The following is a 12,140-nucleotide window of genomic DNA, read 5'->3' as shown; positions in this document are numbered from 1 at the left end:
ATGACAAATTATAACCCGCCGCCGCTGTGCCTGTCAACGGAATAGTTCCGTAGGTTGAACAAAAAAACCGCTGCACAGCGGCAAAGCCATGCAGCGGTCAGAATGGATAACCGGGGAAACCTTATCAGACTTCGGTGTTGAAGTAGCGCTTCAGCAGGCCCTCAAAGCCGCGGCCGTGACGGGCCTCGTCCTTTGCCATCTCGTGAACGGTGTCGTGGATGGCATCCAGATTCAGGGCCTTTGCCTTCTTGGCCAGATCCATCTTGCCTGCACATGCGCCGCACTCGGCCTCGGCACGCATCATCAGGTTCTTCTTGGTGCTGTCGGTGACAACTTCGCCCAGCAGCTCTGCAAAGCGGGATGCGTGGTCTGCTTCCTCGTAGGCATAACGCTTGTAAGCCTCAGCAATCTCGGGGTAGCCCTCGCGCTCAGCCACACGAGCCATTGCCAGATACATGCCGACCTCGCTGCACTCACCCTCAAAGTTTGCGCGCAGGCCATCCACGATCTCCTGCGGCACGCCCTCGGCCTTGCCGATGCCCACAACATGCTCGGTGACGTAGGTGTTGCCGGTCTTTTCCACAAAAGCGGAAGCAGGAGCCTTGCAGACGGGGCACTGTGCCGGGATCTCGCCTTCAGCAATATAACCACAAACGGTGCAAACGTACTTCTTCATAAGAATAGACCTCCATCATTCTTTTTATATCAGTTAGAAAACAGGCTGGGCGGTGTTGGTACTCACCGGCCCTTGTCATGGCTCTATTATAGCGAATAATTCCTAGTTAGTCAAGGATAATTTTAAGAATAATTCCTATTTATTTTGCCTTACAGATAAATTCCGGCAGGGTCACTAAAAACCATCCTCAAAAACTGTGTGCTTTGCCCTGTGCACCTTAAAAACAGCAAAGCCGCCCTGCACACACAGGACGGCTTCTGCCTTGTTCTTCCTTCTTCTATGGGAGATCAGACCTGCAGGTTGCTGCTGGTAGCGGCTTCGGAGCCGTCGGCAGCATCAAACTCGTAGTCGTTGCCGGGCAGGATAGCGTTCAGCAGGATGCCTGCGATCGCGGCCACAGCCAGACCGGACAGGTTGATGGTGACACCTGCAACGGCAAAGCTGACACCGCCCACAGAGTTGAAGCCCAGTGCGCACACCAGAATGACAGCGGCCACGATCAGGTTGCGGCTGTTGGTAAAGTCCACGCGGTTCTCCACCACATTGCGCACACCGATGGCGGAGATCATGCCATACAGCACAAAGCTGATGCCGCCGATGATGCCGGTGGGGATAGTGTTGATGACAGCCTCAAACTTGGGGCTGAAGCTCAGGATGATGGCCAGGACAGCCGCAATGCGGATGACCAGCGGATCGTAGATCTTGCTCAGAGCCAGCACGCCGGTGTTCTCGCCGTAGGTGGTATTGGCCGGGCCGCCCAGCAGGCCGGCCATGGTGGTTGCAAGGCCGTCGCCCAGCAGGGTGCGGTTCAGGCCGGGGTCGTTGATATAGTTGTGGCCCACGGTTGCGCTGATGGCGGCGATATCGCCCACATGCTCCATCATGGTTGCCAGTGCAATGGGGATGATGGTGAACAGTGCGCTGATGAACTCCGGGCTGCCGTCGATGGCAAACAGGCCCATGGCCTCCTTGTGCAGAGGGATGCCCACCCATGCAGCCTCAGAAATGCGCTGGAAGTCCACTGCACCGGTCACCAGTGCCACTGCATAGGACACCAGCACGCCGATGAGGATGGGCAGGATCTTGACCATGCCCTTGCCCCAGATGTTGCACACGATCACGACACCCAGTGCCACAAAGGCCAGGATCCAGTTGGACTGGCAGTTTTTGATAGCAGAGGGGGCCAGGATCAGGCCGATGGAAATGATAATGGGGCCAGTGACCACCGGCGGGAAGAACCGCATGATGCGGCGGATGCCGAAGGTGGAGATCAGCAGGCTGGCCACCAGATACACCAGACCGGAAAATGCGACGGCGGCGCAGGCGTAGGGCAGCATCTTGGTGTTGGCAACGGTCAGGTTGCCGTCTGCATCTGCCAGCATGGGGGCCACGATGGAGAAGCCGCCCAGATACGCAAAGGAGGAGCCGAGGAATGCAGGCACCTTCTTTTTGGTAATGAGGTGGAACAGCAGGGTGCCCAGACCTGCGCACAGCAGGGTGGTGGAAACGCTCAGGCCGGTGAGCAGCGGCACCAGCACCGTTGCGCCGAACATGGCAAACATGTGCTGCACGCCCAGAATGAACATGCGGCCTGCGCCCAGCTGGCGCGCGTCGTAAATGCCTTTGGAGTAATCGATCTTTTCGCTCATGAAGTTTTTCTGCCTCCTACAGAACTCGCAGCCCCAAAAAAAGAGGCACCGCCGTCAGCAAAACGGCAATGCCCTTGAAATTTGGGAACAATGATTCCGCCCGGAAATGAGAAGTGCAATGCAGCGCAGTCGATGATTCTTGTGCAGCATGGTGCGCTCCCCCTTTCATTCAGGCTCTTTCCAAACCGCCGCCAAAAGCCCCGCAAAAGGCCGCAGCGGGCAGTCCTTCCAGAGATTATAGCAGACTTTTTGCCGCCGTGCAACTATTTTGCTTAATTCTCCTGTATTTCCAGCCCGGAAGTTTGCGCCGCTTCTCTTGCAATCCGGCCCAAAGCGCACTATAATATAGCCTACCATTGTAATCTGTATTATAAGAGAATTATCAGGAGAGTTTATGATCTATCTGGATTATTCCGCCAATACCCCGGTAGACGAAGCGGTTTTACAGCGCTTTTGCGAGGTGGAGCGCAATTGCCCGGGCAATGCCAATTCCCGCCACGCAGCAGGCACTGCCGCAAAGGCTGCCATCGATGCCGCCACCCAGAGCATTGCCCGCAGTCTGAATGTGCAGCCCGCCGAGATCATCTATACATCCGGTGCCAGCGAGGCCAACAACTTTGCCATCAAGAGCATCGCCCGGCTGGAGCGCCACCATGGCAGACACATCATTTCCACCCCGCTGGAGCACTCCTCGGTGAGCGGCAGCCTGACCGCCCTGCAGGAGCAGGGATACAAGATCGACCTTGTGGACATCCGGCAGGACGGCACGGTGGACCTTGCCCACCTGAAAGAACTGCTGCGCCCGGACACCATTCTGGTGGCCGTCACTGCCGTGGACAGTGAGCTTGGCGTGGTGCAGCCGGTGGCCGAGATCGCGGAAATGTTGAAGGCCTGCCCCCACTGCCACTTCCATGTGGATGCCACACAGGCCGTGGGCAAGCTGCCGGTCAGCTTTGCGGGCATCGACACCATGAGCCTGACCGCCCACAAGTTCTACGGGCTGAACGGCATCGGTGTGCTGGTCAAGCGGCGCGGCCTTGCGCTGGAGCCGCTCATCCATGGCGGCGAGAGCACCACCCTCTACCGCAGCGGCACCCCCACCGTGGCGCTGGCCTGTTCGCTGGCGCTGGCGCTGGAAAAGGCAGTGAGCGAGCTGCCCGCCCGGGTGGAGCACATCCGCGCCCTGAACGCCCGCCTGCGCACCGGGCTTGCCCAATACCCCAAGGTGCGCATCAACAGCCCGGACACCGCCGTGCCGCAGATTTTAAATCTGAGCGTACAGAACGTGAAGGGCACCGTGTTCCAGCGGGAGCTGGATGCCAGGGGCGTATGCGTCTCGGTCAAATCGGCCTGCTCTTCGGACGGCCTGCCCTCCCGCGCCGTGTTTGCCGTGAGCCATGACCGGCGCAACGCGCTGTCCTCGTGGCGCATCAGCCTGAGCCACCTGACCACGGAACAGGAGATCACTGATTTTATGCAGGCGTTCGATGCCTGTTACAACGCCCTGACGCAATAAAAAGGAGTATTATGAAGCAAGATCCCCCCGCCGACCAGCAGCGAGGGGATCTTTTTTTACTGTTTTTGAATGCCGAACAGTCTGCGCAGAATGCCGCGCAGCGCCTTGGGGCTTCGGATCACAACTACCTGCATATGCTCCCCGCCTTTCCGTTTTCTGGCCCATCCTATGCAGGCAGGGGCCGGAACGTTCCGGCAAGGGCAGCAGCGCTCAGTCTGCGATGGTCTCCACCACCACCAGCGCACCGCTGCGGGTGGAGATGGTGATGCAGTCCGACCCGGCAGCGTACTCGTTGCTGACGCCCAGCGGGTAGCTGGCGGTCAGCTCCGCATCGGTCAGCTCATAGTAGGAGCCGCGCTCGCACACGCCCTGCGCCCTGCCCTCCATCGGGAAGGCCGAGAAGAAGAAGTACCTTTCCTTCGGGTAGCGGCGGGTCTCGCCGGGCATCACGTAGGTGATGCGGCTGCGCTCATCCAGCAGGGTGGTGCGCACACCGCGCTGTTCCAGCCCAAGGCCGGTGCACAGGTTTGCAAGGGTGTGTTCCACCCGTCTGCCGCCAAGGCCGCCCAGCAGCAGCACCTCGTCAAAGCCCTTTTCCGAGACCAGCTTTGCGGCATACTCGGTGTCGGTATCGTCCTTCACATGGGGCAGCACGATGATATCGTCGTCCTGCTGTTCCGGGCAGGGGGCGGTGTCAAAGTCACCCACGATGATGTTGGGTCTGCGCCCCAGAGGTGCGCAGTTGCGGTAGCCTGCATCACAGGCAATGATAAAGTCGTCCGGCCGCAGGGCCTCTGCCAGCTCCGGAGAAACCGGGCAGGCCGAAATGATCACACAGCGTGACATGAATCTCTTCCTTATCCTTTATACTTTCGGGCGCTGCCAATCCTTCACGTCCTTGACTTCCTCGTACATGGCGCAGTAGCTGTCGTACCGGGTCTGGGAGAGCCTGCCCTCGGCCAGTGCGGCGCGCACGGCACAGCCTTTTTCGCTGCGGTGGGAGCAGCCGGTGAACTGGCACTGGCCCAGATAAGGCCCGAACTCCGGGAACGCATGCTCCAGATTTTCTTTGGGGATGAACCCGGCGCGGTTCGCTTCCAGACTGGCAAAGCCCGGCGTATCCGCAATGCGCCCGCCAAAGGCTTCAAAAATCGTCACCTCACGGGTGGTGTGGCGGCCGCGGCCCAGCTTCTGGCTGATGGCACTGGTCTCGCGCTCTGCTTCCGGCAGCAGGTGGTTCAAAAGGGTGGATTTTCCCACGCCGGAGTTGCCGCAGAACGCACACAGCCTGCCGCTGATCCACTGCTTCACCTCGTCCAGCCCGCCGCCGGTCTCGTAATCGATGCGGATGAACGGCAGGGTCGATCTTTCGTAGGCCTTACGCAGGAATTCCGCCTCGGCCAAGTCGCCCTTGGTGCACACGATCACCGGCTGCACGCCCTTGTCCACCGCAATGGCGGCAAGCTTATCCAGCACCAGCGTGCTGGGCGTGGGCTGGGTGGTGCTGGCCACAAGGAACAGCACATCCAGATTTGCCATCGGAGGCCGCACGAACACATTTTTGCGCGGTGCGATCTCGGCAATGACGGCTGCACCATTCTCGGTCTCCAGCGTCACCTCATCGCCCGCCACCGGCGTGATCTTCTGTTTGCGGAAAATTCCGCGGGGCTTGCACTCCACAATGCCCTCCGGCGTTTTTACATAGTAAAAGCCGCCGATGCCCTTTGTGATATATCCCTTCATGCACGCCTCCGTCAGCTCAGCAGCGAGGACCACCAGTCGGTCAGCGGTTTCTGCGAAGAGTCGCCGCTGCCCGCTGTGCCCTGTTCGGTGCCGGTCTCGGTGCTGGAAGAAGAGGAGCTGCTGCCAAACAGGCCGCTCCACCAGTCGCCGCCGGTGGTGCTGTCGCTGGGTGCTTCCGGTTCCGGTGCAGGCTCCGGCCCTGCGCTTACCACAATGTTCACGCGGCCGTTCAGCTTTGTGGTAGAGCCTGCCGCCGGGTTCTGACTGATGACAGTGCCCACCGGCTGGTCGCTGTACTGCTCGGTCTGGCTGCCAAGGCCCAGATGGTTCTGCACCAGCAGGGTGCGGGCATCAGCGGTGCTCATGCCGGTCAGCGAGGGCACCTTGGTGGTGGTTGCCACCTGCGGGCGGCTGATATACATCACCACAGTGCTGCCTGCAGCCACTTGACTGCCCGCCGCCGGGTCGGTGCGGATCACCGCGCCGGATGCCACAGAGGGATCCGCAGCCTGCGTTACCAGCACCGAGACACCCAGCTCCTTGAGCTGCTGCTCTGCATCGGCCTGCACATAGTTGGTCAGGTCCGGCACGGTAACGTACTGGGTGCCAAGGCTCACAGTCAGGGTCACATTCTGGCCCTCGCGCACCGTGCGGCCGGACACCGGCGACTGCTTATAGATATAGCCCGCCGCATAGTCACTGTTGTACTCCTGCTCCCAGGTAACGCTGATCTGGCCGGAGACCACCTGCTCGGTGGCAGCAGCCTCGTCCTGCGTCATGCCGATATAATCGCCCAGCGTGATATCGGCCTTGTTGTTCATCAGGTTGGAGGAATCGTTCAGGATCATCCAGCACAGCGCAAGGCACGCCAGTGCAAATGCAATGGTAACGCCGAACAGTGCCGGCAGGAAGATGGTGCGCTTTTTCTTGCGCGGTGCGGCCTTTTTGCCGCGGGGCGCAGGCTTTTCGGCCTGACGGTTTGCACGGTTCTGGTTCATGGTACGTTTCACCACCTTTTCGGGAGCATCTTCTGTAATATACTTGTACTCGAACATCACGGAGGGGTTGTGCACGTAGGTGTCCAGCGCATCCAGCATTTCGCGGGCGGATGCGTAGCGGTTCTGCGGCAGCTTTGCCATGGCCTTTTCGGTGATCTCCACCAGTGCATTCGGCACCTCCGGCGCGATCTCGTGCAAAGACTTCGGCTGATCGGAGATCTGCTTGATGGCAACCTCCACCATGTCGTCTGCATCAAAGGGCAGATGACCGCTGAGCATCTCGTACATCATCACGCCCACCGAGTAGATATCGCTGGTGCAGTCGGTCTCATCGCCCTTGGCCTGCTCCGGGCTGATATAGTGCACGCTGCCCATAGCCTTGCCGCTCAGCAGCTGGTTCTCGGCACGGGAGATGCGCGCAATGCCAAAATCCATCATGCGCAGCTGGCCGTTGTCCAAAAGCATGATGTTCTGGGGCTTGATGTCCCGGTGCACCACACCGTTGGCGTGGGCATGTTCCAGCGCCTTTAAGATCTGGGAGATGAAGTGCACGGTCTCCCGGTTGGTCAGCCTGCCGCCGCGCTGGTTAAGGTACTCGCGCAATGTCATGCCGTCCACATATTCCATCACGATATACTGCAGATCATCATTCACCGATACATCGTACACTTTTACGATGTTGGGGTGGTTCAGCAGCGAGATGGCCTTGGATTCATTTTTAAAGCGGCGCACAAGGTCCGGGTCGTGCATATACTCCTGCCGCAGCACCTTTACCGCCACCACGGTACCGGCAGGCACCGGGCCGTTGTGCCCCAGCATGACCGCCTTGTAGACGTTTGCCATGCCGCCGGAACCGATCAGCTCCCGCACCTCATACAGGCCGTCCAGCTTTTTGCCGATCAGGTTGTCCATCAGCGCACCTCCTCCACACACAGCAGCAGCGCGGTGATGTTATCCGGGCCGCCGTTCTCGTTGGCCGTGCGGATCAGAAGGTCCGGCAGGTCGTAGAACCTGCCGGTGCGCAGCAGCTGTTCCAGCTGTTCTCTGGGCACGGCATTGGTCAGGCCGTCCGAGCACAGCAGCAGGATATCCCCTTTCTGCAGCGGTGCGGTGGTGAACTCCGAGTCCAGCCGGTAGTCCACGCCCAGCGCCTTGGTGATGATGTTCTTCTGAGGGTGGTGCTCGGCTTCCTCCACGGTAATGGTGCCGCAGTCCACCAGCTCCTGCACATAGGAGTGGTCGTGGGTGAGCTGGGCGAGCCTGCCGTCCCGGTACAGGTACGCCCGCGAGTCGCCTGCATGACACAGGAACACCTTGCCGCCGCGCACCAGTGCGCACACAGCCGTGGTGCCCATGCCCGCCAGTTCTTCCTCCCGCAGGGCCTTCTGGAACACAAAGCGGTTGGCGCTGAGCAGTGTTTTTTTCAGGAAGGTCTCTTCCTCGCCGGGCAGGCACTTGGAAGCATACTGCTCCTGAAAGCAGCGCTCGATCACATCGCACGCGCTCTGGCTGGCTTCCCTGCCGCCGCGTGCACCGCCCATGCCGTCGCATACCAGCAGCCATGCGGCATCGCCGGGCAGTTCTCCTGCGCGATAATCGTCCTGATTATCCTGCCGGACCCTGCCGACATCCGTTTTTCCTGCAAGTTTCATAGGCTTCTCCCTTTAATATTTACGCTTTCCCGTTCATTTCGTCACGGCGCAGCTGGCCGCATGCAGCGCTGATCTCGCTGCCAAGGCGGCGGCGCACCGTAGCGTTCACGCCAAGGCTCTCCAGCTTCTGCTGGAAGCGGTGCACGTTGGCTGCATCGGTGGCCGAGTACGGGCTGCCGTCCACCGGGTTGATGGGGATCAGGTTCACATGGGCACCCATGCCCCGGATCAGGTTTGCCAGCTGTCTGGCGCAGGCATCGGAATCGTTGACACCGCGCACCATGGAATATTCAAAGCTCACGCGGCGGCCGGTGGTGTCCTGATAGCGGCGCACGGCCTGCATCAGCACTTTCACGGGATAGGCATCGTTCACCGGCATCATGCCGCTGCGAATTTCATTGTTGGGTGCGTGCAGCGACACCGAGAGGGTCAGCTGCAGCTTTTTCTCGGCCAGCTGGTCGATCTTGGGCACCAGACCGCAGGTAGAAAGGCTGATGTTGCGCATCCCGATGTTCACGCCCTCGGGCGAGGTGATGTTCTCCAGAAACTTCATCACTTCGTCAAAGTTATCCAGCGGTTCGCCAATGCCCATGAGCACGATGTGGGAAATGCGCTCCCCGATATCCTTCTGGGCGGTATAGATCTCAGAGCAGATCTCGCCGGCTTCCAGATCGCGCACGCGGCCCGCCTGGGTGGACGCGCAGAAGCGGCAGCCCATGCGGCAGCCCACCTGTGTGGACACACACACCGTGTTGCCGTAGTGGTAGCGCATCACGACGGTCTCGATGCAGTTGCCGTCCGCCATGCGCAGCAGATATTTTACCGTGCCGTCCTTTGCTTCCTGCCTGCGCTCGATCTTGGGCGCGGCAATATAGAAGCTTTCTTCCAGCTTTGCCAGCAGGGTCTTGGGCTGGTCGGTCATGGCAGAAAACTCGGTGACCAGCTTCTGGTGCACCCAGTGGAAGATCTGCTTTGCCCGGAAGCCCGGCTGACCCATCGCTTTCAGTTCAGCGGTCAGCTCTGCCAGCGTAAAGGAAGAGATACAGCGTTTTTGTTCCATTGTGTTCTCCTATTGTTTTTTACGAACAAGCCACCTGTTTCATTGCAGCTTTTCCCCGTTTTTCTGCATGGCACACAGGAAAAAACCGTCCATGCCGGTGCGGGTGGGCACCGAAAGCGCGCCGTGCTCCCCTGCCGTCATCCCGGCGGGCAGCGCTGCGGCAGGCTCCACCACCGTAAACTCCGGGTGGCGGGCCAGAAATGCCGCGATCTGCTGCTGGTTTTCTGCCGGGTCGATGGTGCAGGTGGAGTACACCAGCCTGCCGCCCGCTTTCAGCAGCTGTGCCGCCGTATCGAGGATGGCCGACTGCGTGGCCAATAATTCAGCTTCGCGGGCCGATTCCAGCTTTTTGTAGCGCAGATCCGGCTTTTTTGCCAGAATGCCAAGGCCGCTGCAGGGCACATCCGCTAAAATACGGTCGGCCTGCGGCAGGGCCGGGTTCACCTTTGTGGCATCGTTGCACAGGGCTTCCACATTGGCAAGGCCCATGCGCTGCACTGCCGTGCGGATCAGGCCCACGCGGTTCTCGGCGGCATCACAGCTGTAAAGCCTGCCGGTGCTGTGCATCTGCTCGGCCAGCAGGATGGTCTTGCCGCCGGGCGCGGCGCACAGGTCGATGACTGTTTCTCCGGGCTGTGCGTCCACGCAGAGCGCCGCCAGCTGGCTGGCCTGCCCTTCCACATGGAAGTACCCCTGCCGGAACAACTCATTTTCCGCCGGGCTGCCCTCGAACCGGGCCAGCACACTGCCGGGCACAATGCCCCGCTTTGCTTCCTTTGCGCCGGAAGCCAGCAGCTTTGCACAAAGCTCATCGGCACTGCCTTTCAGCGGGTTCGCCCGCAGGCTGGTCATGCCGCCGTCGGCCTTGTAGGTAAGGATATCCAGTGCTTCGTCCGGGTAGTTTTTGTGCAGAAATTCCGCCACATCCCGCCCGGCAGAGCCAAGCACCATGAGCCGCTCCACTTCGTTTTTGAAGCTTGCGGTGCTCAGGTCGTAGCTGCACGCCTTGCGCAGCACGGCGTTGACCAGACCGGATGCGCTGGATTTTTTGAAGGCACGGGTCAGCTTGACGGCTTCGTTCACCGCAGCGGACACCGGCACCTGCATATAGCGGGCCTGTGCCAGCGCCGCGCGCAATATTTCGCGCACCGGTGCATCCAGCTTGGCAAGGCCCTTGGGCAGGAACTGGCACAGGATGTAGTCCAGCGTGCCCCGGTGTTCCAGCACCGTGTAAAAGATGGCGCTGGCAAAAGCTTTATCGCGGCCTTCCAGCTGCTGGCGCTTGAGTTCGGCATCCAGAACAAGGTTGGAAAAACCATCCTGCTCCTGCCGCACCAGCGCCGCCACTGCCGCCGCGCGGGGATTCGCCGCCATCAGAGGATATCCCCCGTTTTCAGGCGCTGACCGGCCGCAAAGGCGGTGCCGTCCATGGGCTTTTTGCCTTCCGGCACCACATTCAGCAGCTGGACGGCCCCCTCACCGCAAGCCACCGTGAGCGGCTTTGTGGCCAGCACGGTGCCGGGCGCTTCGCCGTGAGCTTCCACGGCACGGCACTCCATCACCTTGAGCTTTTTGCCGCCGGAGGTGACGAACCATGCACCGGGCCACGGGTTCATGCCGCGCACCCAGTTGTGGATGTGGGCAGCCGATTCGGTCAGGCGGAACTCTGCCATCTCCTTGTTCAGCATAGGTGCAAGGCAGGCGTTCTCATGATCCTGCGGCTGGGGTTTCAGCGTTCCGGCGGCGATGGCGGGCACCACCTCGCACAGCACCCGTGCACCCACGGCAGTCACGCGGTCAAACAGCTGGCCGCTGGTCTCCTCCGGGTCAATGGCGATCTTCTCGCAGCAGAGCACATCGCCGGTATCCAGCCCCTCGTCCATCTGCATGATGGAAACGCCGGTCTCGGCATCGCCGTTCAGCACGGCCCACTGCACCGGGGCGCTGCCGCGGTACTTGGGCAGCAGCGAAACATGCAGGTTGATGCAGCCGTACTTCGGCGCCTCCAGCACAGACTTCGGCAGGATGCAGCCGTAAGCCACCACCACGATCAGTTCCGGGGCCAGTGCGCGGATGTTCTCGTCCTCGCTGCCGTTCCGCAGGGTGCGGGGCTGGAACACCGGCGTGCCGTGGGCAAGGGCCACTTCCTTGACCGGGGGTGCGGTAAGCACCTGCTTGCGGCCAACCGGCTTGTCCCGCCGGGTGTACACCGCGCAGATGTCATGCCCGGCGGCATACAGGGCTTTGAGGCACTCTGCGGCAATATCCGGCGTGCCCATGAACAAAATGCGCATTACTTGTTTCCTTTCGCTTCGCGGGCAGCTTTTTTGCCCTCTTCGGTATCCTCATAGAAATACTCGCTGGACTGCATGATGGTAATGCCGTCCAGATGGTCGTTCTCGTGCTGGATGCAGCGGCCCAGCAGATCCCCAGCTTCCAGCTCGAACCACTCACCGTGGCGGTCCTGTGCGCGCACCTTGACCGCGGCGGGGCGGGTCACAGCACCGTTGTGGCCCGGGAAGGACAGACAGCCCTCGTAGGCGGTCTCCTCTTCCTCGGATACAGCCAGAATTTCCGGGTTCACAAAGTCGATAAACTTGTACTCGTAATCCTCCGGGATCTCCTCCGGGGCATCGGTGGTGTCCCACACCACGAACAGACGGCGCAGCATGCCCACCTGCGGGCCGGCCAGACCCACGCCGTCGGCGGCGATCATGGTCTCGTGCATGTCGTCCAGCAGGGTAGCCAGACGGTCATCAAAGGTGGTGACGGGGCGGCAGACCTTGTTCAGGATGGGATCGCCCTCTTTTACAATGTTACGGATTGCCATTTATGGTACCTCCAAA

General features: G+C 60.6%; 11 protein-coding genes. 1 reads left to right on the top strand and 10 read right to left on the bottom strand.

Annotation, left to right across the window (positions count from 1 at the left end; all coding sequences use genetic code 11):
• Positions 1–124: 124 nt before the first annotated feature.
• Positions 125–676, bottom strand: a complete 552-nt coding sequence (locus GKG34_RS01075; RefSeq protein ID WP_005926148.1) for an NADH peroxidase — start codon at positions 674–676, stop codon at positions 125–127.
• 287 nt (positions 677–963) lie between these two features.
• Entirely contained in the window at positions 964–2,325 is a 1,362-nt protein-coding gene (locus GKG34_RS01070) for a uracil-xanthine permease family protein (RefSeq protein ID WP_005940287.1), read from the bottom strand.
• 394 nt (positions 2,326–2,719) lie between these two features.
• Here GKG34_RS01070 and GKG34_RS01065 point away from each other — a divergent pair, with 394 nt between their 5' ends.
• Complete coding sequence (locus GKG34_RS01065) at positions 2,720–3,841, top strand: cysteine desulfurase family protein (RefSeq protein WP_154255401.1); 1,122 nt, start codon at positions 2,720–2,722, stop codon at positions 3,839–3,841.
• 210 nt (positions 3,842–4,051) lie between these two features.
• Here GKG34_RS01065 and GKG34_RS01060 read toward each other — a convergent pair whose 3' ends face one another.
• Genes GKG34_RS01060 through def form a run of 8 tightly spaced genes read right to left on the bottom strand, consistent with a single transcriptional unit; the run spans position 4,052 to position 12,124 of the window.
• Positions 4,052–4,687 (bottom strand): thiamine diphosphokinase, encoded by a 636-nt coding sequence (locus tag GKG34_RS01060; protein ID WP_154255400.1) that lies wholly within the window; start codon positions 4,685–4,687, stop codon positions 4,052–4,054.
• Positions 4,688–4,705: 18 nt separating this feature from the next.
• Positions 4,706–5,584 (bottom strand): ribosome small subunit-dependent GTPase A, encoded by an 879-nt coding sequence (gene rsgA, locus GKG34_RS01055; RefSeq protein ID WP_044953451.1) that lies wholly within the window; start codon positions 5,582–5,584, stop codon positions 4,706–4,708.
• Between the two features lie 11 nt (positions 5,585–5,595).
• A complete protein-coding gene (pknB, locus tag GKG34_RS01050; RefSeq protein ID WP_154255399.1) occupies positions 5,596–7,494 on the bottom strand; it encodes a Stk1 family PASTA domain-containing Ser/Thr kinase in 1,899 nt (632 codons plus the stop codon).
• Entirely contained in the window at positions 7,494–8,234 is a 741-nt protein-coding gene (locus tag GKG34_RS01045; protein ID WP_154255398.1) for a Stp1/IreP family PP2C-type Ser/Thr phosphatase, read from the bottom strand. Before GKG34_RS01045 ends, pknB begins: the two co-directional genes overlap by 1 nt.
• A 19-nt stretch (positions 8,235–8,253) precedes the next feature.
• Positions 8,254–9,294 (bottom strand): 23S rRNA (adenine(2503)-C(2))-methyltransferase RlmN, encoded by a 1,041-nt coding sequence (gene rlmN, locus GKG34_RS01040; RefSeq protein ID WP_154255397.1) that lies wholly within the window; start codon positions 9,292–9,294, stop codon positions 8,254–8,256.
• A gap of 39 nt (positions 9,295–9,333) precedes the next feature.
• On the bottom strand, positions 9,334–10,668 hold the full coding sequence (gene rsmB / locus GKG34_RS01035) for a 16S rRNA (cytosine(967)-C(5))-methyltransferase RsmB (protein ID WP_154255396.1): 1,335 nt from the start codon (positions 10,666–10,668) through the stop codon (positions 9,334–9,336).
• On the bottom strand, positions 10,668–11,588 hold the full coding sequence (fmt, locus tag GKG34_RS01030) for a methionyl-tRNA formyltransferase (RefSeq protein WP_154255395.1): 921 nt from the start codon (positions 11,586–11,588) through the stop codon (positions 10,668–10,670). Before fmt ends, rsmB begins: the two co-directional genes overlap by 1 nt.
• Entirely contained in the window at positions 11,588–12,124 is a 537-nt protein-coding gene (def, locus tag GKG34_RS01025; protein ID WP_154255394.1) for a peptide deformylase, read from the bottom strand. The genes fmt and def overlap by 1 nt, the downstream gene beginning before the upstream one ends.
• Positions 12,125–12,140 lie beyond the last annotated feature (16 nt).

Origin of the sequence: Faecalibacterium sp. BIOML-A4, assembly GCF_009679665.1 — a bacterium.
GTDB lineage: Bacteria > Bacillota > Clostridia > Oscillospirales > Ruminococcaceae > Faecalibacterium > Faecalibacterium taiwanense.
Note: the sequence above shows the minus strand (reverse complement) of the source record. Positions and strands in the feature narration are given on the sequence as shown.

Excerpts from the sequence above, each read along its gene's own strand:
- GKG34_RS01075 (WP_005926148.1), bottom strand. The coding sequence starts at position 676 with ATGAAGAAGTACGTTTGCACCGTTTGTGGTTATATTGCTGAAGGCGAG.
- GKG34_RS01070 (WP_005940287.1), bottom strand. The coding sequence starts at position 2,325 with ATGAGCGAAAAGATCGATTACTCCAAAGGCATTTACGACGCGCGCCAG.
- GKG34_RS01065 (WP_154255401.1), top strand. The coding sequence starts at position 2,720 with ATGATCTATCTGGATTATTCCGCCAATACCCCGGTAGACGAAGCGGTT.
- GKG34_RS01060 (WP_154255400.1), bottom strand. The coding sequence starts at position 4,687 with ATGTCACGCTGTGTGATCATTTCGGCCTGCCCGGTTTCTCCGGAGCTG.
- rsgA (WP_044953451.1), bottom strand. The coding sequence starts at position 5,584 with ATGAAGGGATATATCACAAAGGGCATCGGCGGCTTTTACTATGTAAAA.
- pknB (WP_154255399.1), bottom strand. The coding sequence starts at position 7,494 with ATGGACAACCTGATCGGCAAAAAGCTGGACGGCCTGTATGAGGTGCGG.
- GKG34_RS01045 (WP_154255398.1), bottom strand. The coding sequence starts at position 8,234 with ATGAAACTTGCAGGAAAAACGGATGTCGGCAGGGTCCGGCAGGATAAT.
- rlmN (WP_154255397.1), bottom strand. The coding sequence starts at position 9,294 with ATGGAACAAAAACGCTGTATCTCTTCCTTTACGCTGGCAGAGCTGACC.
- rsmB (WP_154255396.1), bottom strand. The coding sequence starts at position 10,668 with ATGGCGGCGAATCCCCGCGCGGCGGCAGTGGCGGCGCTGGTGCGGCAG.
- fmt (WP_154255395.1), bottom strand. The coding sequence starts at position 11,588 with ATGCGCATTTTGTTCATGGGCACGCCGGATATTGCCGCAGAGTGCCTC.
- def (WP_154255394.1), bottom strand. The coding sequence starts at position 12,124 with ATGGCAATCCGTAACATTGTAAAAGAGGGCGATCCCATCCTGAACAAG.